This is a genomic window from Streptomyces hiroshimensis (assembly GCF_014650335.1).
Classification (GTDB): Bacteria; Actinomycetota; Actinomycetes; order Streptomycetales; family Streptomycetaceae; genus Streptomyces; species Streptomyces hiroshimensis.
The window spans coordinates 91,486-116,206 of the sequence record NZ_BMUT01000004.1; the positions used below are offsets into that span (position 1 = coordinate 91,486).

Genomic DNA, 24,721 nt, shown 5'->3' on the forward strand with positions numbered 1-24,721 from the left:
CCATCAGGCAAAGAGACCCATGTCTCACTTTCGACTGGAACGGACATTCGCCGCGAACTGCCGGTCTATTTACCGACCTCAAGCCTCTGACCAGGAAGGATCAGGTCGGGATCGGAACCGACCGCTTTTTCATTGTGCTGATACAGGGACTGCCAACCTCCCTTGACCGCATGCTGTTCGGCGATGGCTGACAGGTTGTCACCGGGGCGCACGGTGTAGTCGGTGGGCGTGGGACTGCCGGTGCGTGCATCCCCGCCGCCCCGCGACGTACGGCCCGGGTCCTCCGAACGCGACGGGTCGGCGCGGTGCTTGCCCGTACCCGTGTCGCTGTCGTCGGGCGTCCGCCCCGCCGGCGAACCGGAATCGCCCGCGGCCGGCGTCGCAGGCGCGCCGGGGATCTGAGCCGGGTCGTCCGTGGGGGACGAGGAGGGCTTGCGGTGCCGGCCTTCCTGCGGCTCGCCGGGCGTCCCGTCGCCCGGCTTGCCCGAGGCGTCGGGTGACGGCGCGTCGGACGACGGGCTGCCGGAGGGCTGTCCCGACGGCCGGCCGGAGGACTGGCCCGGCGACGGCTTGCCGCTCGACGGCTGTCCCGAAGGCTGAGCGGAGGGGTCCGCCGAGGGCGACGCCGAGGATCCCGTAGAGGGCTTTCCGGACGGCGACGGAGTCGTGGGGGTGTCAGAAGGCTTGCCGTGACCGGTGGGCGCGGACGGCTCGGACGGCGTGGAGGGCGAAGTGGTGCGCTCCGGGGCGCGTGATGGCGTCGGGTCGCTCGCGGGGGCGTGTGTGCCGCCCGGGTTGACCTCCGCCGGGGTGCCGCCCGAGGTGAGGCCCGACTTCACGGCACAGCTCGACCAGGTGCCGGTGCCGCGGCTTTCGAGGATCTGCTCGGCGACGGCGATCTGCTGCGCACGGCTGGCGAGGTCGGGGCGGGGGGCGTACTCCCGGCCGCCGTGGCGCTCCCAGAGGTCCTGGGTCAGCTGCAGTCCCCCGTAGGCCCCATTTCCGGAGTCGGCGCTCCACAGGCCGCCGCTCTCGCACTGGGCGACACGGTCCCAGGCGCCTGCGTCGGCTGCCGTCGCGCCGGTGGCCGCCAGCAGCGGCATGGCGATTCCGGAGGCGGTCACCCCCGCGGCGACCACGATGGCGGGTATCTGACGGGGGCGGCGATGTCGGCCGTTTCCGGGTCTCATGGGCGGTTGCCTCTCGTTCGGCGGCGAATGGTGGTTGAAGATAGCGACGGCCCACCCGAGTCACAAGCCGATGTAGCGGAGGTCACGCCGAGATCACGCCGACTGACGCGAGGTCAGACGGACGGGTTCTCCCGGGTGGTTGTGTCCGCAATGTCCTCCGGTGTAAAGGCCACGGGAAGGGTGCGCAGACCGCGCATGATGAGCCCGCCGCGCCACCGCAGCTCCTCCGGATCGGCCCCCAGCCGCAGGTCGGGAAGGCGCCGCAGCAGGGTCGCCAGGGCCGTCTGTCCCTCCAGGCGGGCGAGGGGCGCGCCCAGGCAGTAGTGGATGCCGTGGCCGTAGCCGAGGTGCTGGTTGTCGCGCCGGGAGAGGTCCAGCGTGTCGGGTTCGGCGAAGCGCTCGGGGTCGCGGTCGGCGGCCGCGAGGACGACGAGGACGGGGTCGCCCTCGGCGATGCGCTGCCCGCCGATCGTCAGGTCCTGCGTGGCGAACCGCCAGGTCGCGAGCTCCACCGGGCCGTCGTAGCGCAGCAGCTCCTCGACGCCGGTCGCGAGCAGGCCCTCGTCGCCCTCGGCGAGGGCGCGCTGGAGGCGCTCGCGCTGCCCCTGATTGCGCAGCAGGGCGTAGGTTCCGTTACCGATCAGGTTCACAGTTGTTTCAAAACCCGCAAAGAGCAGGATGAAGGCCATGGCCGCGGCCTCGTCCTCGGTGAGGTGCTCGCCGTGGTCACTCGCCCTGATCAGTCCGGAGATGAGGTCTTCACCGAGATCCTCCCGCTTGCGGTGGATAAGTTCGGTCAGATAGCCCCGCATCTTCTTCACGGAGCGCGCCACCCCGCCGCGCGGGCCGCCGCCGTGGCGGATCATCATCCCGGCCCAGTCCCGGAAGTCGTCCTGGTCCTCGGGCGGGACGCCGAGCAGGTCGCAGATGGCGTAGATGGGGAGGGGGAAGGCGAACTCGTGGATGAGGTCGGCTTCCCCTCTGTCCGCGAAGCCGTCGATGAGCCGGTCCGTCAGCTCCTGCACCCGGGGCGCGAACTCGGCGACCCGGCGCGGGGTGAACGCCTTCGAGACGAGGCGGCGCAGCCGGGTGTGATCCGGCGGGTCGATGTTGAGCAGGTGCGTCATCAGATTGGCGCTGCGCTCGCCCGGGATGCCGACCTTGCCCTTGCCGTGGGCGGCCTCGGAGTGGTGCACGGGGTTCTTCGACAGGCGCTGGTCGGCGAGCGCCTGGCGGGCATCGGCGTACCGGGTGACCAGCCATGCCTCCACGCCGCTGGGCAGGGCGGTGCGGTGCACCGGGGCGTGCTCGCGCAGCCACGCGTACGCGGGGTACGGGTCGGAGGCGAACTCCCAGGTGAAGAGGGGCGGGGCGGGCGGGACCGGCGAGGCTTTCTTGTCGTGCACCCCTTGACGCTACTAGGGGCGCGGCGGGGCGGCTCAGTGGTGGCGGACCGGGGCCGGGGCTCGGTGGTGGCCGGGGCCGCGGGGCAGGGTGCGGGGCCGGGGCTCAGTGGTGGCCGGGGCCGCCGCTGCCGAAGCCGCCGCTGCCGCCCGGGTTCCACTTCTTGCGCTCCTCACTGAGCTCCTCGGCGTGGCTGCCGGGGTTGTGGACCTCGTGCGGCAGCACCCGCTCCCCGTTGGCCTCGGGGTGCAGCTCGTCCGACTCGCGGTGCTCGGTGACGTAGCCGACCCTGTTCTCCTCGTCGTCGTTGTGCCCCGGTCCGTGGTCGGGCGAGGTGGGCCCGGTGTCGTGCTCCTGCCGGGTCTGCCAGGCGCCCTGCCGGCGCTGGGGCTGGGAGGGCGGGGGCGGTTCCTCGTCGCGCTTCTTGAAGCCCTTGACCACGGCCATGATCAGCAGGGCGACGACGAAGAGGCCGACGACGAACTGGATGATCCCGCCGGCCCAGTGCGGGGCGGCGAGGTCGGCGAGGTGTACGTACTGGATGCGCATGACACCCGGGTACCCGCCTGCCGCCGGGACAAGACGGTTCGTAGGCCGAACGGGTGCCCGAGCGGGAGGGCGGCACCGACTTGTGCATACTTGCGTTCGAATTTAGGTCTTTTTGATCACTGCCGGATCTCAGCACAAAGGAACCCCTGTGTACGTTCGCCCCCGCCGGGTCGCTCTCGCGGCTCTGGTCGCCGCCTCGTCGCTGCTGCTCGCCGCCTGCGACGGCGGCTCCGATTCCGCATCCGGTTCCGGCGGCAAGAAGGACAAGGGCGCGCCCTCCGCGCCCGCCGCCCCCGCCGCCATCACCGCCGACCAGGCCCAGCAGGCGCTCGTCGCCCTGACGGACCTGCCGGCCGGCTGGAAGCTGGAGCCGAACACGGGCCTGGACAAGTCGCAGGGCGGGGAGGAGGAGATCGGGAACCCCTCCCGGCCCGAGTGCGCGCCGATCACGGCCGTCCTCAACACCGGCCGACTGGAGGAGGACCACAAGGCGAACGCCCAGGTGGTCTTCACCAAGAAGGGCGACCAGACGACCGTCGCCCAGGACGTCAGCGGCTACGAGCGCGCGGTGGCCGAGAAGGCCATGGCCGGGCTGCGGACGGCGGTCGAGAAGTGCGCGGCCTTCGACGCCAAGGAGAGCGGCAAGAAGGCCACGGTGAAGGTGAAGAAGGCGGCGGGGCAGCAGCCGAAGTACGGCGACGAGTCGGTCTCCTACTCCGTCACCGTCGTCTCCGGCGGCATGCAGATGGACTTCGACCTCGGCACGGTCCGCAGCCACGGGGCGATCACGACGGTCCTGAACAACTACAGCGACCACGGCGACCGCGGCAAGGCCGCGTTCGGCAAGGCCCTGGCCAAGGCCGCGGAAAAGCTGACGGCGGCGGCGTCGAAGACGGCCTGACCCACGGCGCGGGGTGCCCCGGGGCCGAGCGGAAAGCGAGGCCCCTAAAAACCCTCCGCGGCGCGGATCGCGTCGCGGTAGGTGCGGGCCGCCGCCCGCAGCGCCGTCTCCGGGTCCGTGCCCGCCGCCTCCGCCCGTACGGCCAGCGCCAGCAGCTCGTAGCCGATGCCGTCGCCCGCGGGGACGGCGACGTCGAGGCCCTGCGACCGCACCCGGGAGGCCAGCTTCGCCGCGAGGGCGAGCGACGGCTGGCCGAGCGGGACGCCTTCGGTCACCGACTCGCGCCCCTTCTCCTCCGCCTTCGTCCGCATCCAGTGCGCCCGCACGTCCTCCGGCGTCTCCGCCGACTCCTCGCCGAAGACGTGCGGGTGCCGGTGGATGAGCTTGTCGACGATCACACCGGCGACGTCGTCGACGGAGAACGCCTCGTCGGGGTCGTCCTGCGCGATCCGCGCGTGGAAGACGACCTGCAGCAGTACGTCGCCCAGCTCCTCGCGCAGCGCCTCGCGGTCACCGGTCTCGATGGCCTCCAGCAGCTCGTAGGTCTCCTCCAGCGCGTACTTCGCGAGGTCCTCGTGCGTCCGTATCCCGCTCCACGGGCAGGCCACCCGGATCCGGTCCATGACCTGCACCAGGTCCAGCAGCCGCGCGCCCGGCAGGTCGTACGAACCGGGCAGCAGCTCCAGCGCCGGCATCGTCTCCCGGCCGGAGCCGGCGAGCCGGGCGAGCCCGTCGGTGAGCGTGGACTCGCCCTCGGCGGAGGTCAGGACGACGGCGCTGCGCCGCCCGCTCGTGCAGAAGTCGACCAGCTCACGGGCCGTGGCCGTACCGTGCTCGACCTCGATGCCGGCCTCCCGCAGATACGGCAGCTGCGGGTGGCCGGCATCGGCGCACAGCACCCGGTCGGCGGCGCGGAGCGCCTGCCACGCGGGCCAGGACAGCAGCCCCGGGGCGACCCGGTGGCTGGTGGTGAGCAGGACGATGCGGCCAGGTGCGGAGTCGGCGGAGTCGTTCACACCGCCGAGCCTAGGCGACCGGACCGCGCACGGCCCACGCCGGGCGGACCGCCCACGCCGGGCACACCACTCGCGACCGGCACACCGCTCACGCCGGGCGTGCGGCCCCGGCCTCCGCGGCGGACCGCAGCCACGGCTCCGGCGCGGACCGGGCGGTGCCCCGCTTGCCGTCCCACTCCCCGTAGCGCGGGTTGACGTCGACGTGGAGGGCGTCGGAGGTGCGCATCAGGATCTGGTTGGTGCGGGCGGCGCCGAACTTGCCGTCCAGCTTGGCGCGCACGAGGTCCACGGCGAGGGCCTGGTCGATCTGGTCGGGGGCGATGCCGAGGGCGAGGAAGCGGGCGCGCACCGTCGCGGCCCCGCCGTTGGCGGCCTCGACGTCGGCGCGCTGGCGCTGCAGCTCCCGGCGGGTGACCTCGACGCCGTTGTCCTTGCCGGCCTTCTCCACGATCCGGTACTGGATGAGGCGGACCAGCGTGTCCTGGCCGAGCCGGGCGCTGTTCGCCGTGAGCTGCTCGCCTTGCGGGGAGGACCGCTGCGCCTCGCGTACGTCCGCGACCTCGCGTTGCAGCTGCGAGACGGTGATCCGGTCGTCGCCCACGACGGCGGCGGCCCCCGGATGAGCGGTCTGCCCGCAGGCGGTCAGGAGCGGGGCCGCGGCGAGCAGCGCGGCGGCGGTGACGGAGAGCGCGGTCCTTCGGCGGATCATGAAGCCTCCCGGCGGCGGTCGTGCGACGGTGATCGACCTGCGTTGATCGATGGTAGGGAGTCCGGGTGGCCCGGGCCACCGATTCGACCAACGATTCGCGGGGCGCGGGGATGTGCGGGTGACGCCGGGAAACCGGCCGCCGCGCTCGTCCCGTACCCCTGCCTGGGTGCTCCTATACCGGCCTGCACCTGCTCATCGGCTGACCGGCTCGTCAGCTCATCGGCTGATCAGTGACGCCCGTCACAGCAGCCGGACTTGAGAGAAGAACGACACATTCCGGCCGAACCGCTCCGGGGGGCCACTCGTCTCTCGGAAAGGGGGCCGGGCGCCGGCGAGGCTCCGCGTATCTTTTCCGACAGTCATCCCGTAAATCCAGTACATCCCGTAGACGTCCCGTCGTCATCCCACCGTCCCCGGATCAAAGGACTGCCCCATGGACTCGGCCGCCGCCACCGTTCCCGCACCGGGCGGACCCGCGGCCGAGACGGCTCCCGCCGGCAGGCCCCGCGCCGCGGCCCTGCGCGCCCCGCGCTGGGATCCCTACTGGCTCGCCGGCGTCCTCTTCGTCCTCTACACCGCGCTGTCCGTGTGCCGGCACCGCCGCATGCTCACCATGTCGTGGGATCTCGGCATCTTCGAGCAGGCCATCCGCGGATACGCGCACCTCCAGGCGCCCATAGCCGACCTCAAGGGCCCCGGCACCAACATCCTCGGCGACCACTTCAGCCCGGTCACCGCGCTCCTCGCGCCCTTCTACCGGCTCTTCCCCGGCCCCGTCACCCTCCTCGTCGCCCAGGCCGTGCTCTTCGCCCTGTCCGCGATACCGGTCGCCCGGCTCGCCGCCGGGCTCCTCGGCCGCAAGCGCGGGCTGGCCGTCGGGATCGCCTACGGGCTGTCGTGGGGCGTGCAGCGCGCGGTCGACTTCGACTTCCACGAGATCGCCTTCGCGATGCCGCTGCTCGCCTTCTCCCTCGAAGCGGTGGTGCGCGGGCGCTGGCGGGCCGCGGTCTGGTGGGCCGCGCCCCTGGTCCTGGTCAAGGAGGACCTGGGCATCACGGCGGCGGCCATCGGCGTGGTCCTCCTGATCCGGCTGCGCGGCGCGAAGGCCCGCGGCGAGGGCGTCCCGCAGAGCGCGACCCCGCTCGCCGCCGGGCTGGTGGCCTTCGGCCTGGCGGCCGCCGCGATCACCTTCGGGCTGATCATCCCCTCCTTCAACACCAGCGGCTCCTACGACTACTGGAACAAGCTCGGCGGCAGCGCCGAGCCCTCGCCCACGATCTCCGCCGGCACCGCGATACGCACCCTGCTGTGGATCCTGCTGCCCACCACCGGGCTGCTGGCCCTGCGCTCCCCCGTCCTGATCGTCGCCCTGCCGACCCTGGCGTGGCGGTTCGCCTCCCACGACGACCACTACTGGGGCACCGACTGGCACTACAACGCCGTCCTGATGCCCGTCGTCCTCATCGCGCTCACGGACGCCGTGGCCCGGGCCCGCGAGAGCCGCCGCCCGTTGCTGCGCTCCTACGCGCACCACCTGCCCGGCGCGGTCCTCGCCGCCTCGCTCGCCCTGACCTCGTCCATGCCCCTCTACGCCCTGACCGACGCCGGCACCTACCGCGTCCCGGAGCCCGTCCGCGCCGCCGAGCGGCTCCTGGACCGCATCCCGGACGGCGCGAGCGTCGAGGCCGACATAGTCCCGATAAGCCGCCTCGCCGGCCGGTGCCGGGTCTTCTGGATCGGCGACACGCGCGGCATCACGCCGGACTACATAGCGATGCGGCTCGCCGACGGCAAGACCCCGGAGGACCTCGTCGCGGACGGCGAGCGGATGCATCCCGGGGTGCGGTACGTGTTCCTGGGGGGCGAGGGGGGTTACGTGGTGCTCAAGAGGTCGGGGGCGGCCGCCTGACCCGACGGCCGTCAGGCCATGGGGACGCGGGCGAGGGCCGCGCGGATGGTTTCCGCGAGGTCGGGGACGGTGTGGCCGAGGGCGCGGAGGCGGGCGGCTACGCGGGGGAGGGGCCACTGGAGGGTGTGGGCGGCACGGAGGAGATGGAAGAGGGGGACGGGGTCGGGCCAGGAGAGCCAGCTGGCCTCGCCGTCCAGGTCTTCACTGATCAGCACGAGGTCGCTCCGCTCGGAGTCGACGGGTCCATCCCCCGGAACGAAGAAGCCCCACTCAGAGAGCCGCTCCCCCAGCATCCACAGGTCCTCGCGCAGCTCCCACACTGCCGCCAGGAGATGGCCCGGGGCGACGTCGATGCGCGGGTCGAGCCAAGGGGCACTGCCGTCCAGGTCCTTGCTCAGCAGTTTCACGTCGCACTCGGCCGGCGGACCGGCGGGTGGCGCCGGTACCTCGAAGCCGAGATCGGACAGGCGCGCCGCCAACGCTGAGCACCCTTCGTCCGCCACCGCTGCCAGCTGGATCAGCTGACCCGGCAGTACCCGCAGCCCTGGATGGAAGTGTGAGTCGCCGCGGAGGCGAGCGAGCAGGTCACGGTCCGATTCCTTGGGGTGCTCCGGCAGCCCGGCCCGCTCAACGGCAAGGCCGAGGGCCGTGAACCGGTCGCACAACTCCGTCACACTGACCCCCAGACGCAGCGCACAAGCCGCAAGGTGCGCCGGGCCGACCGGGGAGCTGCGGTAGAGGAGCCAGGGGAACTGGCCGTCGAGATCCCTACTCAGCATGAGCATGTCCTGCAGACTCAGTACGGCGGGCGGCTCCGTGAGCTCCGGCACGGTGAACCCGTACGCGATGAGACGCTCCCGCGCCTCGACCGGTGTAATCCCCAGCTTCTGCCCGACGAGGCACAGATGCATGAGCGGCACGGGGTGACCGACGCCGAGCCAGTTCGATCTCGCTCCCTGGGCGAGCAGCGTCAGATCGACCGGGTCGGGTTCAGCGGTGTCCGGATAGCGTTCAGGCACGAGGCCCGTGAAACCCAGCTCGACAGCCCGCTTCACCAGCTCCCGGGTGGGGACTCCGAGGCGCCGGGCCATCTCCAGGAACCAGCCCGGCTCAAAGCCTCCCTCCCCGGACGACTGCCGCAGCAGAGACCCGTCGCCCAGGAGCTGTGAGTCCATCGGCACGGCCGGCAGCACCTCTCCCGCTGCGGCCGCTTCCGGAACCACGGCCGCAAGGGCGGACATGCTGTCCGACTGGCCGTGGGCCAGGATCCGCCACAGGAGGAGGTGATCCGGCACGTTGTCGCTCACAGACCCGGAGGGGTGGTGGCCCTTCTTGAAGGGGGAGTTGAGCCGCCCTGCCTTCTGCAGGAGATCCACATCCCAGAGACAGCAGCCCAGCACGGCTTCCCCTGCGTCCTCATCGGTGACGGGCAGGGGCAGATGCGCTTCGACAGTTGCACGGGTCACCACGTCCCCGATCCAGCCGCTGCTCTCGGAGACGTCGCAGATCCATCCGTGGTGCGGCAGCCCGGCACCCGCACCGGCCAGTTCCCCGGCAGCCGGCTTCAGGAGCCGCTGGGTCCGGGGCACCACATCGTTCAGCACCTTGGTCCGGTCGACCGACAGGACCACGTCCTCTCCCCCGGTCAGGTTCACCACGGCGCCGCGCAGGGTCCCCAGCGGGCCGTCGCGGCCGGGCAGGCTCACCAGCAGCCCGTCCACAAGCAAGCCGCCGCCCCATTCGCACCAGAAGACCTGTCCGCCTTCGCCTTCCCAGGGCACCAGTTCCCCGTACGCGGTCAAACCGTCCCCGTAGTTCTCCCGGGGAGTCAGCTGCCCCGGCTCCCACACCTCCTCCGGCTCGTCCTCCCCCTCCCTCCACACCGTCGTGCGGAACTCCGCCACGCCCAGCAGCTTCCTCAGTGTGTCCACCGTCGAGCGGTCGCGCTTGTCCTCCCGCAGGAAGAGCTTCACCGTCGTCCCCGGCCCACCGGCGCCCCGCGCCGCCTCGCACTCGTCCACCTGGAAGAACTCACCCGGCCCGGTGATCCGCACGCGCAGCCGCCGCCCGCCGGTCTCCTCCTCGCCCGGCATGCGGCACGTGGTGACCTCGATCTCGTCCGCGAGCATGAAATAGCTGAGCACCCCGATGCCGAAGCGGCTGTTGGGGTGCAGTGTCACCGGCTCCGCCAGCGTTGCCCACTTGGCCTTCTCCGCCAGGTACTTGGGCTGGTCCACGAACCGGGCGCCGGCCTCGGAGAAGACGCCGGTCAGTTCCTCCTCGCCCATCCCGACGCCGTTGTCCGTACAGGACAGGAACGGCCGCCCGTCCTCGTCCTCGCCCTGCCGGAAGGTGATCTCCCCGTCGTAGCGGCAGGCGTCGGCAGGCAGTCCGTCGCGCTGGGCCGTGGCCCGTACGCGGGCGCGGCGGTAGCGGCAGGCGTCCAACGCATTCTGGTAGAGCTCGCGAACGGCCAGCGACGGGTCGCGGTAGAGCTGTTCGCCCACCAGCAGTTCCTGCACCGCGTTCTCGTCGAACCGGAACCGTACGGCTTCGCGCGGCGGCAGTTCGTTGCCCTGCTTGTCCACCTGCACCACGGCGTCAGCCCCCGCGTAGACCGGCAGATCGCGCAGCTCCGGCGGCCACGAACCGTGCCCTCCGGCGCGGTGCACCGCACGGAGCAGGGAATCGAGGCGTGCCGCATGCTCGCGCAGGGCGGCCATCACCGCGTTGTGGTGGCAGCGGGCGTGCAGCCGCCGCTCCTTGCCGTTCGCCCGGCGCTCCCACTCCGCCTTCTCGACCGTGTCGCGCAGCCCCGCCAGGGAGACGGGGTGCGCGATGCCGAGGTGCTGGACGATCGTCGGCGAGAGCTCGGTCATGTCGATGGCGAGTCGCTGCGCGACCGTGAACGTCACCCCGACCAGCTGCTCGCGCAGCGGCTGTTCCTGGCCTCGGTCCGGGGTGACCCAGCGGGGCGGCTCGAGGTGGGGCGGGCCGTCGATGCCGCACAGCTCGTGCGGCGAGGTGTCGGGGGCGGTGAGCAGACTCTCCAGGGACTTGGCGTCGAGGATGCCGGGGATCTCGCACGCCGGGCCCGTGACGGACAGCAGATCGGCCGGCCACGGCCCCTGCGCCAGAACCTGGTCGTGGGCCAGCCAGCGGTGGAACAGCCACCAGCCGATCTCGCGGCCCCCGCCGTCCAGGGCGCGGGCGCGCCGCACGAGGCGGTCGTTGCGGTGCAGGAAGCGCTCGTAGCGGGCCCGTTCGGCGCCCGGGGAAGGCTGGGGAGACAAGTCGAGCGGGTCCACCGGAAGGTGGGCTACCGCCCTGCGCACCAGTCGTGTGTGGTGCAGCAGCGGCAGCAGGCTGAGCAGTGCCGCCTCGGCAGGTGAGACGGCCAGCCCGGCGTCGCTCCAGACGTTCTTGAGGAGCCAGTCCGTGCGGCCCGCGATCCGCGCGGCGAGCGCGTCGTCATGCCAGGGGTCGTCCGAGAGCAGCGCGGCGGCTTCGTCGCGCGCGGCCGCCAGCCTCCGGGCGACCTCTCCCGCCTGCCGCCGCAGCGGCTCCGCCTCGTAGCCCTGCTCGACGTGCTCCCAGGCGTGGCTGCGCTCGGCCAGGGCCACCCACGGCTCGGGCGGCGGCGAGCAGCCGTCCGGCGGTAAGTACTCATCCAGGGGCGCGGGCGGGGCTGCGCCCGCAGCCCCGTAGTAGTTCACCTGGACGTACTGCCCGTTCCCCGAGCCCTGCTGGAAGGCCGCGGGGCCCCCGAATTCGTTGCCGTGCACCCCATTCACGGCAACATCTTGGGCCCGCGGTACGCGGCCGACAACCCGAACCGGAAAGCCTCCGGACTCCTACGAGCCCAGGATCCCGGAAAGCCGCCGGACTCCTACGAGCCCAGGATCGTCGTCAGGAACTCGCCCGTCCACGCCAGCAGTTCCCGTCCCACCAGCGGCTTGCCGCCGATCTGGCGCGTCGCCGGCCGGGGCACGAGGATCTGCTTCGTGGCCGGCTTCATGACCGTGCGCGGGTAGAGGCGCTTCAGGCGCAGCTCCTGGGACTCGCGCAGCTCCACGGGGCCGAAGCGGACGTTGGAGCCCTGCAGGGTGATGTCGGAGACGCCGCACGCGCGGGCGAGCATCCGCAGGCCCGCCACCAGCAGGAGGTTCTCCACGGGCTCGGGCAGCTTGCCGTAGCGGTCGGTGAGCTCCTCGCGGACGGCGCGGATGTCCTCCTCGCTGTTGGCGGAGGCGATCGCGCGGTACGCCTGCAGGCGCAGCCGCTCGCCCGGTGCGTAGTCGTGCGGGACGTGGGCGTCGACGGGCAGCTCGATCTTCACCTCCAGCGGCGGCTCCTCCTCCGCGCCGCCCTCCAGGGAGGCCCGGTAGTCGGCGACGGCCTCGCCGACCATGCGGATGTAGAGGTCGAAGCCGACGCCCGCGATGTGGCCGGACTGCTCGCCGCCGAGGAGGTTGCCCGCGCCGCGGATCTCCAGGTCCTTCATCGCCACGTACATGCCGGCGCCCATCTCGGTGTGCTGGGCGATGGTGGCGAGCCGCTCGTGGGCGGTCTCCGTCAGGGGCTTCTCCGGCGGGTAGAGGAAGTAGGCGTAGCCGCGCTCGCGGCTACGGCCGACGCGTCCGCGCAGCTGGTGCAGCTGCGAGAGGCCGAAGTTGTCGCCCCGCTCCACGATCAGCGTGTTGGCGTTGGAGATGTCGATGCCGGACTCGACGATCGTCGTGGAGACCAGCACGTCGAACTTCTTCTCCCAGAAGTCGACGACGACCTGCTCCAGCCGGCTCTCGCCCATCTGCCCGTGCGCGGTCTGGATCCGCGCCTCCGGCACGATCTCGCGCAGCCGCGCGGCCGCCCGGTCGATGGACTCGACCCGGTTGTGGATGTAGAAGACCTGGCCCTCGCGCAGCAGCTCGCGGCGGATCGCGGCGCCGATCTGCTTCTGGTCGTACGGCCCGACGAAGGTCAGCACCGGGTGGCGCTCCTCCGGCGGGGTGGTGATGGTCGACATCTCGCGGATGCCGGTGACCGCCATCTCCAGCGTGCGCGGGATGGGCGTGGCGGACATCGTCAGGACGTCGACGTTCGCCCGCAGCTTCTTCAGCTGCTCCTTGTGCTCGACGCCGAAGCGCTGCTCCTCGTCGACGATGACGAGGCCCAGGTCCTTGAACTTCGTCTCGGACGAGAAGAGGCGGTGCGTGCCGATGACGATGTCGACCGAGCCGTCGCGCAGGCCCTCCAGGACGGCCTTGGCCTCGGCGTCCGTCTGGAAGCGGGACAGGGCCTTGGTGACCACCGGGAACTGTGCGTACCGCTCGGAGAACGTGCCGAAGTGCTGCTGCACCAGCAGCGTGGTCGGCACGAGCACCGCGACCTGCTTGCCGTCCTGCACGGCCTTGAAGGCGGCGCGGACCGCGATCTCCGTCTTGCCGTAGCCGACGTCGCCGCAGATCAGGCGGTCCATGGGGACGGACTTCTCCATGTCCTCCTTGACCTCGGCGATGGTGGTGAGCTGGTCGGGCGTCTCCGCGTAGGGGAAGGCGTCCTCCAGCTCGCGCTGCCAGGGGGTGTCCGGGGCGAAGGTGTGGCCGGGGGCGGCCATGCGCGCGGAGTAGAGCTTGATCAGGTCGGCGGCGATCTCCTTGACGGCCTTCTTGGCGCGCGCCTTGGTCTTCGTCCAGTCCGCGCCGCCGAGGCGGTGCAGGGTGGGGGCCTCACCGCCGACGTACTTGGTGACCTGCTCCAGCTGGTCGGTGGGGATGTAGAGGCGGTCGCCGGGCTGGCCGCGCTTGGCGGGCGCGTACTCCACCAGGAGGTACTCGCGGGTGGCGCCCTGGACGGTGCGCTGCACCATCTCGATGTAGCGGCCGACGCCGTGCTGCTCGTGGACGATGTAGTCGCCGGCCTGGAGCGTGAGCGGGTCGATGGTCTTGCGGCGGCGGGCCGGCATGCGGCCCATGTCCTTGCTGACGGACTTCTGGCCCGACAGGTCCGTCTCGGTGAGGACGGCGAGCTTCAGGCCGGGGTCGACGAAGCCGTGGTCGATGCTGCCGCAGGAGACGTGGACGACGGACGGGGAGAGCTCGGCGATGTCGGCGTCCAGGCGGGCGGGGATGCCCTCGCCGCCGAGGACCTCGACCGTACGGGCCGCGGGGCCGTGGCCTTCCGTGACGAAGACGGTGCGCCAGCCGTCGGCCAGCCAGCCCTTGGTGTCGGCGAGCGCGCGGGCGGTGTCGCCGCGGTAGGTCTCCGGGGCGTGCATGCCGAGCTTGAGGGTGTCGCCGTCGAGCTCCTCGCCGGCTGCGAAGGGGCTCACCGACCACCACATCTGGCCGAGCTCGCGGGCGCGGTCGCGGACGTCCGCGATGCCCCACAGGGAGGCGGCGTCGACGTCGATGGGGGCCTCGCCGCCGCCGGCCGTGGCCGCCCAGGAGGCCTGCAGGAACTCCTGGCTGGTGGCGACGAGGTCCGCGGCGCGGGTGCGCACGCGCTCCGGATCGCACACGACCGTCATCGCGCCGGCCGGGAGCACGTCCAGCAGCAGCTCCATCTCGTCCACCAGGACCGGGGCGAGGGACTCCATGCCCTCCACCGCGATGCCCTCGGCGATCTTGGAGAGGAGCTCGCCGAGCTCCGGGTGCTCCTCCGCCAGGGCCGCCGCCCGCTCCCGTACGCCCTCGGTCAGCAGCAGCTCGCGGCAGGGCGGCGCCCACAGGCCGTGCTCGGCGACCTCCAGGGAGCGCTGGTCGGCCACCTTGAAGTAGCGGATCTCCTCGACGTCGTCGCCCCAGAACTCGATGCGGAGCGGGTGCTCCTCGGTCGGCGGGAAGACATCGAGGATGCCGCCGCGGACGGCGAACTCGCCGCGCTTCTCGACCAGTTCGACGCGGGCGTACGCGGCCGCGGCCAGCGCCTCGGTGACCTCGCCGAGATCCGCGCTCTGCCCGGAGCGCAGGGCTACGGGCTCCAGGTCGCCGAGCCCCTTGACCTGCGGCTGCAGCACGGACCGGATCGGCGCGACGACGACGCTGACCGGCCCTGCCGCCGGGTCGTCCTTGCTCGGGTGCGCAAGGCGGCGCAGCACGGCCAGGCGGCGGCCGACGGTGTCCGAACGGGGCGAGAGGCGCTCGTGCGGCAGCGTCTCCCAGGCCGGGAACTCCACGACGCCGTCCGGCGGCAGCAGCGAACGCAGGGCCGCCGCCAGGTCCTCGGCCTCACGGCCGGTGGCGGTCACCGCCAGGACGGGCCGCCCGGCGTCCCGAGCGAGCGCGGCCACGGCGAAGGGGCGGGCGGCGGGCGGGCCGACGAGGTCGACGTGCGGGCGGTTGCCGTCGGCCGCGGCCTTCACCGCTTCGGCGAGCGCCGGATCATTGACGACGGCGTCGAGCAGACCGTGCAGGCTCATGGAGGCTTTTTCCGTCCCGGGGTGACAACGCGAATGGCCCGACGCGTGTGGTACAGGCCGGGTGTGGGACCCAGCCTACGACGGGGTGCCGACAGCCACCGCCGGAACGATTCGCCCGGGGCGGCCCGCCGCTACGCTGTGAGACAGACGACAGCAAGGGAGGTGCCACGTGACCGCCGATCCCATCGATTGGATGCACGCGCCGTCCAGCGGCTGGACGTATGACCAGGTCAAAGGCCTGGATCTGCCGTTCGACTGGGAACTCGTGGATGGAGTGATCGTGCCCCGGGGGATGACGAATCACTGGCACGACAGGGTGCGGAACAGGCTGTACGTGCAACTTGACCAGGCCCGCCAGGATCCGTACGAGGCGGAGGCGGAGCGCTGCGTCCTGATCGACGAGTACAACCCGCCCAAACCGGATGTCATCGTCTACGACCGCACCGGTCTCGACTTTTTCGCCCTGGAGTGCGTGCCCGTCGACTCGGTGTCCCTGGCCGTCGAGGTCGTGTCCCACGGCTCACGGTCCGACGACCGCTTCCGTAAGCCCGCGATGTACGCCGAGGCAGGCATTCCTCATTACTGGCGCGTAGAGCGCGGCGAGGACAACTTCCCGATCGTCCATGAGTTCTGGCTGGACCATCCGACCGGCGTCTACAAGCCGGCCAGCCGCCCCGAGGGCGCCGTGCACACCGACCGCTTCCGCGCCGAGGTTCCCTTCCCCGTGGACATCGACCTCAAGTCGATCTTCCCGTCCTGAACGAAAACGCACCCGGCCCGGACGCGCACCCCCGTGACGCGTCCAGGCCGGGCCGTTTTCCCACCGACCGGAGGTCAGTCCGTGGCGATGGCGTTCAGGACGTTCATCCGGCCCGCCCGGAACGCCGGGACGAGCGCGGCCAGCAGGCCCACCACCGCCGAGCCCAGGAAGACCGCGGTGATCGTCGGCCAGGGGATGTCCAGGACGCCGAGGCCCTGGAGGGCCAGCAGCTTCTGGGACGTGGTGCCCCAGGCCATGCCGAGGCCGAGGCCCAGCAGGGCGCCGAAGAGGGCGATGACCACCGACTCCAGGCGGATCATGCGGCGCATCTGGCGGCGCGAGAGGCCGATCGCCCGCAGCAGGCCGATCTCCCGGGTGCGCTCGACCACCGACAGGGCCAGGGTGTTCACCACGCCCAGGACCGCGACGATGATCGCGAGGGCCAGCAGGCCGTAGATCATGTTGAGCAGCTGGCCGACCTGGTCCTGGATGAGCTTCTTGTAGTCGGACTGGTCGCGGACCTTGACCTGCGGGTACTCCTCGACCGACGCCTTGAGCGCGGCCGCGGCGTCCTTCGTCTGCCCGTCGGCGGCCTTGGCCAGGAGCATGAAGTCCAGCGGCATCTTGTCGGCCGGGAGGTAGCTCCGCGCGGTGGCGATGTTGGTGTACATCGCGCCCTTGTCGATGCTGGTGTCGTCCGAGGTGACGGCCTTGACCGTCAGCTGGGCGGTCTTGCCGTCGACCATGGCGACCTTCAGCCGGTCGCCCACCTTGACGCCGTGGTCCTTGGCGAAGCCCTCCGGTACGGACATGGCGTCCTTGGCGTAGGCGTCCTTGAGGTTGCCCTTGACCGTCTCGGCGCGCACGTCGTCGGCGTAGGTGGGGGTCACCGCGGACAGCCGCTGAGTGGCGGTCTTGCCGTCCGGGGTGGTGATCTTCGCGTTGACGAACGTGTATTCCGTGAGGTGCCCGACGTGGCCCGCGGACTTGACCGCCTTGACCACGGCCGGGCTCAGCGGCTGCTGGTTCTCGGTCTGGACGATGAAGTCCGCGCCCACCGACTTGTCGAGCTGGTCCGTGGCCGAGGCGACCATCGAGGAGCCCACCACCGACAGGGCGGCGACCAGCGCGAGGCCGATCATCAGGGCCGAGGCCGTGGCGCCCGTGCGGCGCGGGTTGCGCAGCGCGTTGCGCTCGGCGAGCCGGCCGACGGGCCCGAAGGCGCGCAGCACGATCGCGCTGATCACGCGGACGACGAACCCGGCGAGCAGCGGGCCGACGACCACGAAGCCGACGAGGGTGAGGAAGACGCCGATGCCGAGCATCCCCGAGCCCGCCGCGGCGTCGTCGGCCTTGGCGGCGGCGACCAGCGCCAGCCCGCCCGCGGCGGTCAGCACCAGGCCGATGACGGTGCGCACCTTGCCGGCCTTGCCGTCGGCCGGGGTGCCGGCGTCGCGCAGGGCTGCCATCGGGGAGATCCGGGTGGCCTTGAAGGCCGGCAGGCAGGCCGCGAGGACGGTGACGAAGACACCGATGACCAGGCCCACGACCGGCGTCGCGGCCTTGATCGTCAGCTCGCTCATGTCGAGCTTCATGCCCATGGAGCCCATGAGCTTCATCAGCCCCACCGCAAGGGCGACACCGCCGCCGATGCCCAGGACCGAGCCGACGACACCGAGCAGCACGGCCTCCACCAGCACCGAGCGCAGGATCTGCCGGCGGCTGGAGCCGATGGCCCGCATCAGGCCGATCTCCCGGGTGCGCTGGGCGACCAGCATGGAGAAGGTGTTGACGATGAGGAAGATGCCCACGAGGACGGCGATGCCGGCGAAGCCGAGCAGCGCGTACTTCATGACGTCCAGGAAGGAGCCGACGTCCTTCTTGTTCTCTTCCTTGCTCTCGGCGGCGGTCCGCAGGGCGTAGTCGTCCGCGGAGGAACCGAGGGCGGCGGCGACCCGCTCCTTGAGCTGCTCGTCGCTGACGCCGGAGACGGCGGTCAGCCCGTAGCCGCTGAACCCGTCCGTGGTGCCGAGGAGCTTGGCCTGGGCGGTCGGGGTGTCGAAGTAGAAGAGGGCCGCGCCGGGGTTCGTGGTCTTGAACGTGGCGATGCCGACGACCTTGACGGAGAAGTCGCCCGGGGCGGCGATCACCCGGAGCGTGTCGCCCGTCTTCACGCCGTGCTTGTCGGCGGTGTCGGAGTCGAGGACGGTCTCGGCCGGGCCGTGCGGCTCGTGGCCGCTGGTGATCTCGACGGACTTCTTCTGGCTCTCGTCCCAGTTGACGCCCACGGTCGGGGCGCCGGAGGTCGGGCTGAGGCTCTTCTTCTTGCCGTCGACGACGGTCAGCTGCTGGCTGTCGGCCGACGGCTCGACCTTGGCGACGCCCTCGACCTTGGCCAGCTTCGCCTGCAGCGAGGCCGGGACGGTCTCCGGCCTGCCGGTCTGCTGCGCGTCGTCGTTCTTCTTCGGGCCGACGGAGACGTCGGCGGCGGTGTTGGCGAAGAGCCTGTCGAACGTGGCGTTCATGGTGTCGGTGAAGACGAGCGTGCCGCACACGAACGCGACCGACAGCAGGACCGCGACGGCGGAGAGCGCCATGCGGCCCTTGTGCGCGAGGAAGTTGCGCAGGGAGGTCTTGAGGACGGTCACGACACCCGTCCCCGCGCATCGAAGTTCTTCATGCGCTCCAGCACCGCGTCGGCGGTGGGGCTGTACATCTCGTCCACGATCCGGCCGTCGGCCAGGTAGAGCACGCGGTCGGCGTAGGAGGCGGCCACGGGGTCGTGGGTGACCATGACGATGGTCTGGCCCAGCTCGTCCACGGAGCGGCGCAGGAAGCCCAGCACCTCGGCGCCGGCGCGCGAGTCGAGGTTTCCGGTCGGCTCGTCACCGAAGATGATCTCGGGGCGGGCGGCGAGGGCGCGGGCCACGGCGACGCGCTGCTGCTGGCCGCCGGAGAGCTGGTTGGGGCGGTGCTTGAGGCGCCCGGCCAGGCCCACGGTCTCCACGACGCGGTCCAGCCACGCCTTGTCCGGCTTGCGGCCGGCGATGTCCATGGGAAGCGTGATGTTCTCGATCGCGTTGAGCGTCGGGAGCAGGTTGAACGCCTGGAAGATAAAGCCGATCCGGTCGCGGCGGAGCCGGGTGAGCTTCTTGTCCTTGAGCCCGGTTATCTCGGTCTCGTCGATGAAGATCTGGCCGGACGTGACGGTGTCGAGGCCCGCCAGACAGTGCATCAGGGTCGACTTGCCGGAGCCGGAGGGGCCCATGATGGCCGTGAACTGCCCGCGGGCGATGTCCACGTCCACGTGGTCGAGGGCGGTGACGCGGGTCTCGCCGGACCCGTACGCCTTGACGACCTGGCGGGCCCTCGCCGCGACGGCCGCATGTCCTCCACTGCCCCCGGTCTTGGGAATCGATACAGCCGTTGTCACGGTGGGTCTCCTAAAACGTGCTCACTAGGGGGTACGGTCCACAGCCTGCTGGAAGGCGGGGGCCCGGGGCGATGGTGCTCGTCCGTGTATCCGAGGTGGGGTTAGCCCCACCACCGCCCTCTCCGGCCGCCCTCGAAAAGGCTAGGCAGCGCAGGTCCCCGGCTCCTCCCCCTGCGGTACGAACCGGGTGGCGGGAGGAGCAGGAGAAAGCCCGGAACGACCCCTAGGGGTTCCGGCGCCGCAGGGACCGCTCTTCTCGGGGTTGAACGGAACCCGAGCATGCACCCTCCCGCTGCGTAAGGCTCAAGTGAGACCCTGACCGACGATTGCGTGCAAGGGGAAACGACCTCGGGGGGCGGCATGGGTGGCATAGGCGACGGCACAGGCGACGGCACAGGCGGCACGGGCGACGACACGGGCGACGGCACACGCACACGCGGCAAGGGCGGAGGCGCGCCCGGCAAGGACGGGGACATACCCGGCAAGGGCGGCGGCGGGAGCGGGGACGGCAGCAGGAGCGAGGACGGCAGCGGCGCCCGCCGCGGGCCCGTCGTCGCCGCGCTCATGCTCACCATGGCGCTCGCCGCCCTCGACGGGACCGTCGTCTCCACGGCCGTCCCCCAGATCGTCGCGGACCTCGGCGGCTTCACCGTCTTCTCCTGGCTCTTCTCCGGCTACCTCCTCGCCGTCACCGTCACCCTCCCCGTCTACGGCAAGCTCTCGGACACCTTCGGCCGCAAGCCCGTACTCCTGGCCGGGATCGTCCTCTTCCTCCTCGGCTCGGCCCTGTGCGCCGCCGCCTGGAGCATGCCCGCGCTCATCGCCTTCCGCGTCCTGCAGGGCCTCGGCGGCGGCGCCCTCCAGGGCACCGTGCAGACGGTCGCCGCCGACCTCTACCCGCTCAAGGAGCGCCCCAGGATCCAGGCCAGGCTGTCGACGGTCTGGGCCACCGCCGCGGTGGCCGGGCCGGCGCTCGGCGGCGTGCTCGCCGGGTACGCCGACTGGCGCTGGATCTTCCTCATCAACCTGCCGGTCGGCGCGGTCGCCTTCTGGCTGATCAAGCGTCACCTCCACGAGTCCGCGGCCCGTACCCGTATCGGTGCTGCCGGTACCGGGACCGGCAGCACCGACGCCCACGCGCGCCCGCGCGCGCGTGTCGACTGGCCCGGCGCGCTCGGCGTCTTCGCCTGCGGCGGCCTGCTGCTCTGCGCGCTCGTGCAGGGCGGCGTCGCCTGGTCCTGGCTCTCCGCGCCCTCCCTCGCGCTCTTCGCGGGCAGCGCGGTGTGCGCGGCCGTGACCGCCGCCGTCGAGCGGCGCGCCGCCGAGCCGGTCATTCCGGGCTGGGTCTGGCGCCGCCGCTCCATCTGCGCGGTCAACCTCTCCTTCGGCGCGCTCGGGCTGCTGATCATCGCGCCGACGGTCTTCCTGCCGACGTACGCCCAGGCCGTCCTCGGCCTGGGCCCGATCGCCGCCGGGCTCGTGCTGTCCGTGATGACGCTGAGCTGGCCGATCTCCGCCGCCCTCAGCAGCCGCGTCTACAACCGCATCGGGTTCCGCAACTGCGCGGCCCTGGGCATGAGCCTGGGCGCGCTGATCCTGCTGTCGTTCCCGCTTCTGCCGCACCCCGGTGCCGCCTGGCAGCCGGCGCTGGTGATGCTGGCGCTCGGTGCGGCGCTCGGCCTGTTCCAGCTGCCGCTGATCGTGGGCGTGCAGTCGTCGGTGGGCTGGGCGGAGCGGGGCACCGCCACCGCGTCCATCCTCTTCTGCCGGCAGGTGGGGCAGAGCGTCGGGGCGGCGCTCTTCGGGGCCGTCGCCAACGGCACGCTCGCCGCGCGCCTCGCGGACGCCCCGGCCTCCGTACGGCCCGGGCTGCCCACGGACCTCGACTCCGTCTCACGCGCCCTGGAGCACGCGAGCACGTCCCTCACGGCGGAAGCGGCCGGATATCTACGGCAGGCCGTCTCCGCGGCGGTCGACCACGTCTATCTGGGAGCCGCCGGTGCGGCCGGACTGGCGCTGCTGGCCCTTCTGACCCTGGCGCCACGGCAGTTCCCCGTGCACGCGGGGGACTCCCCTGCGGAATCCGCCGCGGACAAATACCAGGAAACGGGCAAAGAGGCGGGAGTTGAGGGGGAACGAAGGGCGAATAATACGTGAAGGCGTGCACCCGGCAAGACAATTGGGGCCACAGGGAATTAGTGTTCGGGGTCATGGCCGAGGGGGGAAGTCGTGCACCCCCTTCGCACGGGCCGCAGGTCTCCGAAGGAAGCAGCATCGTGAAGATTCTCCCTACGCGCGCTGCCAGCGTCTCCCGGCAGGGTCTGTGCACGGCCCTGCTCGTAGCCAGCCTGACGGCTGCGGTGGGCGTCAGCCCCGCGCACAACACCGCGGACGCGGACGACCCCGCCAAGGACCCCAAGAACCCGCAGGGCCTGCCGCACGGCACCCCCAACCTCACGCTGCCCGACCTCAGACCGAAGGGGCCCGCCGGCCTGCCCGGCGCGCGCGGCGAAGGCAAGGACGACGCCAAGGACGCCGCCACGGGCATCCCCGCGACCGCCCTGGACGCCTACCGCAAGGCCGCCCAGCGCGCCGCCGCCGACATGCCGAACTGCCACATGCCGTGGGAGCTCATAGCCGGCATCGGCAACGTGGAGACGCACCACGGGACCTACCAGGGCACCCGCATGACGTCCGACGGCACCACGGACAAGCCGATCCTCGGCCCGCCGCTCAACGGCAACGGCTTCGCCCTCGTCAAGGACACCGACGGGGGCGTACTCGACGGCGACAAGGTCTACGACAAGGCCGTCGGCCCCACGCAGTTCCTCCCGTCCACCTGGGCGCTTTACGGCGCCGACGGCAACGGCGACGGCAAGAAGGACCCCAACAACATCTACGACGCGGCGCTCGGCACCGCCAAGTATTTGTGCGCGGGCGGCAAGGACATGAACAGCGCCGCGGATCTCGACAAGGCGATCCTCAGCTACAACCCCTCGCGCGATTACGTGAACGCCGTCACGTCCTGGATGCGCGCGTACAAGGAGGGCAACGTGCCCTCCCTGCCGGACCTTCCGGGGACGCCGTCGGGCAACACACCTCCGGGGGACCGGACTCCGACGGCTCCTCAGACGCCCGGGACGTCGAAGCCGGTCCCGCCGTCGAAGCCGACGCCTCCTTCCAAGCCGACCCCGTCCTCGCCCTCGCCCTCGCCCTCAAAGCCGACCCCGCCGCCGAACGGCGGGAACGACAAGCCCGGTGGCGGCGACAACAAGCCCGTCCCGCCGGCCCCCGCGAGCCGCCTGGAGCGCGTCGGCGAGAGCCGCGTCTGGGAGGCCTACGCCGGCGAGGCGTTCAAGGAGCAGGCCCGCGTCGTGGCCAGGGACAAGTCCGGCAAGCCGGTGGCGGACGCCCGCGTACGGTTCGAGATCGGCGGCGAGGCCGGGGCCGAGGCCGCCTTCGCGGACGGCTCCACCACGATCACCGTCTCCACGGCGAAGGACGGCACGGCCACCGCGCCGCGTGTCGTGGCCGGGCTCAAGGGCGGCAAGGTCACGCTGACCGCGACGGTGGTCGGCCGGGACATCCCGGCGGTCGGCTGGGCGGGCATGGTCAAGGTGCGGGCGGCGAAGCAGATCGTCGTCGTGGACAGCTCCAAGCTGAAGGCCGAGCGCAACAGCGCGTTCCCCGACCGGATCCAGTTCAAGGTCCTCGGCGAGGACGGCAAGGACGTGATCGGTGCGGTCGTCACCGTGTCGGTGACCAAGACCGACGGCGAGACCGTCCCCAAGGAGGGCGGCCCCTACTTCAAGGGCACCGACGGCAAGCCGGTACGCATCGTGAAGGCGGGCACGACGGACAAGGACGGCGTCCTGACGCTCCCGAAGCTGCTGGCGGACGACAAGGCCGGCGCGTACATGCTCCGCTTGGAGACGGCTGACGGGAAGGTGGAGACCGTCCACCTGACGGTGGTCGCGACACAGACCCAGACGCCGCCGACGACGCCCCCGGCAACGCCCACGCCTCCGGCACCGAAGCCGACCGCGTAGCCGCCAGGGCGGCGCCGGCCTGCGGCCAGGTGAAGGATGCAGCCCGCATCCTTCACCCCGCCGCAACAGCGAACGGCCACAGCGGCGGAACCCGGCGGTGCCGAACTCGCCTCCGTCCGGGACGGCACCGCCGGACCCCACCGTCGTGGCTGCGCGCCGCCGCGGCGGATTCAAGGGTGCGCACCCTTGACCTGCCAACAGGGCGGCGTCGGCCTGCGGCCAGGTGAAGGATGCAGCCCGCATCCTTCACCCCGCCGCAACGGCGATCAGCCACAGCGGCGGTACTCGGCGGTGCCGAACTCGCCTCCGTCCGGGACGGCACCGCCGGACCCCACCGTCGTGGCTGTGCACCGCCGCGGCGGATTCAAGGGTGCGGGCACCCTTGACCGTCGGGGGCCCGCCGCGCAGGCGGCTACGCGTCGCCCGTGCCCAGGTCCTCCGCCACCGGCTTGCCCGTCAGGGCGGCCAGGCTGTGGCGGACGTGGGCCATGTGGGCGCGGAGCTCCTCGCGCCGTTCCTCGTGTTCGCGGAGGATCCGCTCCACGTCCCGGACGACCCGCTCCTCCCGCACCCGCGCCTGTGCGATGAGCGCCGCGCCCTGCGCGTCCGCGTCCTCCTGCCCGTGCCGCGCCGCCTCCTCCGCCTCCGCGTAGCGCCGCTGCGCCTCGGCGAGGGTGTTGCGCGCGTACTCCTCCATCGCCGCGATGCGCGTGTCGAGCGCGGCCTCCCGCTCGGCGATCTCCCGCCCCGCGGTCTCCCAGCGCTCGGCGTGGTCCTTCTCCTGCTCGGCGAGCGCGGCGGCGGTACGTTCCCGCATCTCGGCGAGCGCCGCCGCCGCGTCCTCGCGCCGCTGCTTGGCGTCCCGGCGCGCGACGGCCACGACGTCGTCGGCGACGGTCTCGGCGGCGACGAGGGCCTGCCGCGCCCATTCGTCGGCCTCGGCGCGCAGGGCCGTCGCCTCGTGGTGGGCGGCGTCGCGGACGGCCCGCCCGTGCGCCTCCGCCGCGTCCATCATCTCGGCGGCCGCGGCCTCGGCCCGCTCCCGCAGCCCGGCGGCCTCGGCCTGGGCCGTGAGGAGCAGGCCCTGCGCCCGCTGGCCGAGGGACTCGTACGTCTGCGGCGGGAGCTGCGCCACCACCTGCCCGAGACGCTGGGCCTCCTCCTCCATCTCGCGCGCGAGTACGGTCAGCCGCGCCACCCGCTCCCAGGCCGCGTCCCGCTGCCGCGCGAACTCGGCGAGAGCGCGATCCACCTGCTCGGGCCGGTAACCCCGGCCCCGTACGACGGCGAAACCGTCGGGAGACACCGATGCACTCATCCTTGAAGCCCCTTATATCCCGGATGTCCGGTATGTGACGCAGTCTGGCGCACATCATCCCCG

At 71.9% G+C, this 24,721-nt stretch carries 15 protein-coding genes; 5 read left to right on the forward strand and 10 right to left on the reverse strand.

From position 1 onward, the window contains the following. Positions 1 to 65: 65 nt before the first annotated feature. The 3 genes from IE241_RS11320 to IE241_RS11330 form a co-directional block, all read right to left on the reverse strand. On the reverse strand, positions 66 to 1,190 hold the full coding sequence (locus tag IE241_RS11320; RefSeq protein ID WP_190021585.1) for a transglycosylase family protein: 1,125 nt from the start codon (positions 1,188 to 1,190) through the stop codon (positions 66 to 68). A 113-nt stretch (positions 1,191 to 1,303) separates the two neighbouring features. Then, a complete protein-coding gene (locus tag IE241_RS11325; RefSeq protein WP_190021586.1) occupies positions 1,304 to 2,596 on the reverse strand; it encodes a cytochrome P450 family protein in 1,293 nt (430 codons plus the stop codon). A gap of 103 nt (positions 2,597 to 2,699) precedes the next feature. Beyond that, entirely contained in the window at positions 2,700 to 3,143 is a 444-nt protein-coding gene (locus IE241_RS11330) for a DUF6479 family protein (protein WP_190021587.1), read from the reverse strand. 148 nt (positions 3,144 to 3,291) lie between these two features. Here IE241_RS11330 and IE241_RS11335 point away from each other — a divergent pair, with 148 nt between their 5' ends. Continuing rightward, complete coding sequence (locus IE241_RS11335; protein ID WP_190021588.1) at positions 3,292 to 4,044, forward strand: hypothetical protein; 753 nt, start codon at positions 3,292 to 3,294, stop codon at positions 4,042 to 4,044. Between the two features lie 44 nt (positions 4,045 to 4,088). Here the strand turns inward: IE241_RS11335 and IE241_RS11340 are convergent, their stop codons facing one another. Then, on the reverse strand, positions 4,089 to 5,060 hold the full coding sequence (locus IE241_RS11340; RefSeq protein ID WP_190021589.1) for a nucleoside triphosphate pyrophosphohydrolase: 972 nt from the start codon (positions 5,058 to 5,060) through the stop codon (positions 4,089 to 4,091). Positions 5,061 to 5,148: 88 nt separating this feature from the next. After that, positions 5,149 to 5,769 (reverse strand): SurA N-terminal domain-containing protein, encoded by a 621-nt coding sequence (locus IE241_RS11345; protein WP_190021590.1) that lies wholly within the window; start codon positions 5,767 to 5,769, stop codon positions 5,149 to 5,151. A 433-nt stretch (positions 5,770 to 6,202) separates the two neighbouring features. Between IE241_RS11345 and IE241_RS11350 the strand changes: the two genes are divergently transcribed. Then, positions 6,203 to 7,678, forward strand: coding sequence for a DUF2079 domain-containing protein (locus IE241_RS11350; protein WP_190021591.1), 1,476 nt, complete (start codon positions 6,203 to 6,205; stop codon positions 7,676 to 7,678). Positions 7,679 to 7,689: 11 nt separating this feature from the next. Here the strand turns inward: IE241_RS11350 and IE241_RS11355 are convergent, their stop codons facing one another. Both IE241_RS11355 and mfd read right to left on the reverse strand, forming a co-directional pair. After that, the gene (locus IE241_RS11355) at positions 7,690 to 11,472 is read right to left on the reverse strand and encodes a wHTH domain-containing protein (RefSeq protein ID WP_190021592.1); all 3,783 of its coding nucleotides are present in this window, start codon (positions 11,470 to 11,472) and stop codon (positions 7,690 to 7,692) included. Positions 11,473 to 11,567: 95 nt separating this feature from the next. Then, positions 11,568 to 15,098: a transcription-repair coupling factor gene (mfd, locus tag IE241_RS11360; RefSeq protein ID WP_190021593.1), complete on the reverse strand. Its 3,531-nt coding sequence runs from the start codon at positions 15,096 to 15,098 to the stop codon at positions 11,568 to 11,570. 169 nt (positions 15,099 to 15,267) lie between these two features. Here mfd and IE241_RS11365 point away from each other — a divergent pair, with 169 nt between their 5' ends. Further along, the gene (locus IE241_RS11365) at positions 15,268 to 15,858 is read left to right on the forward strand and encodes a Uma2 family endonuclease (protein ID WP_229899128.1); all 591 of its coding nucleotides are present in this window, start codon (positions 15,268 to 15,270) and stop codon (positions 15,856 to 15,858) included. 74 nt (positions 15,859 to 15,932) lie between these two features. On the opposite strand, the gene IE241_RS11370 is transcribed toward IE241_RS11365, so the two are convergent. Further along, the gene (locus IE241_RS11370; RefSeq protein WP_190021594.1) at positions 15,933 to 18,506 is read right to left on the reverse strand and encodes an ABC transporter permease; all 2,574 of its coding nucleotides are present in this window, start codon (positions 18,504 to 18,506) and stop codon (positions 15,933 to 15,935) included. Next, positions 18,503 to 19,291: an ABC transporter ATP-binding protein gene (locus IE241_RS11375; RefSeq protein WP_190021595.1), complete on the reverse strand. Its 789-nt coding sequence runs from the start codon at positions 19,289 to 19,291 to the stop codon at positions 18,503 to 18,505. Before IE241_RS11375 ends, IE241_RS11370 begins: the two co-directional genes overlap by 4 nt. Positions 19,292 to 19,651: 360 nt before the next feature. Between IE241_RS11375 and IE241_RS11380 the strand changes: the two genes are divergently transcribed. Then, positions 19,652 to 21,448 (forward strand): MFS transporter, encoded by a 1,797-nt coding sequence (locus IE241_RS11380; protein ID WP_190021596.1) that lies wholly within the window; start codon positions 19,652 to 19,654, stop codon positions 21,446 to 21,448. 119 nt (positions 21,449 to 21,567) lie between these two features. Further along, positions 21,568 to 23,340, forward strand: coding sequence for a lytic transglycosylase domain-containing protein (locus IE241_RS11385; RefSeq protein ID WP_190021597.1), 1,773 nt, complete (start codon positions 21,568 to 21,570; stop codon positions 23,338 to 23,340). Positions 23,341 to 23,752: 412 nt separating this feature from the next. Here IE241_RS11385 and IE241_RS11390 read toward each other — a convergent pair whose 3' ends face one another. After that, positions 23,753 to 24,658 carry a coiled-coil domain-containing protein gene (locus tag IE241_RS11390; RefSeq protein ID WP_190021598.1) on the reverse strand — a complete coding sequence of 302 codons (906 nt, stop codon included), beginning with the start codon at positions 24,656 to 24,658 and terminating at the stop codon, positions 23,753 to 23,755. Positions 24,659 to 24,721 lie beyond the last annotated feature (63 nt).

Excerpts from the sequence above, each read along its gene's own strand:
- IE241_RS11320 (WP_190021585.1), bottom strand. The coding sequence starts at position 1,190 with ATGAGACCCGGAAACGGCCGACATCGCCGCCCCCGTCAGATACCCGCC.
- IE241_RS11330 (WP_190021587.1), bottom strand. The coding sequence starts at position 3,143 with ATGCGCATCCAGTACGTACACCTCGCCGACCTCGCCGCCCCGCACTGG.
- IE241_RS11345 (WP_190021590.1), bottom strand. The coding sequence starts at position 5,769 with ATGATCCGCCGAAGGACCGCGCTCTCCGTCACCGCCGCCGCGCTGCTC.
- IE241_RS11350 (WP_190021591.1), top strand. The coding sequence starts at position 6,203 with ATGGACTCGGCCGCCGCCACCGTTCCCGCACCGGGCGGACCCGCGGCC.
- mfd (WP_190021593.1), bottom strand. The coding sequence starts at position 15,098 with ATGAGCCTGCACGGTCTGCTCGACGCCGTCGTCAATGATCCGGCGCTC.
- IE241_RS11380 (WP_190021596.1), top strand. The coding sequence starts at position 19,652 with ATGGGTGGCATAGGCGACGGCACAGGCGACGGCACAGGCGGCACGGGC.
- IE241_RS11390 (WP_190021598.1), bottom strand. The coding sequence starts at position 24,658 with ATGAGTGCATCGGTGTCTCCCGACGGTTTCGCCGTCGTACGGGGCCGG.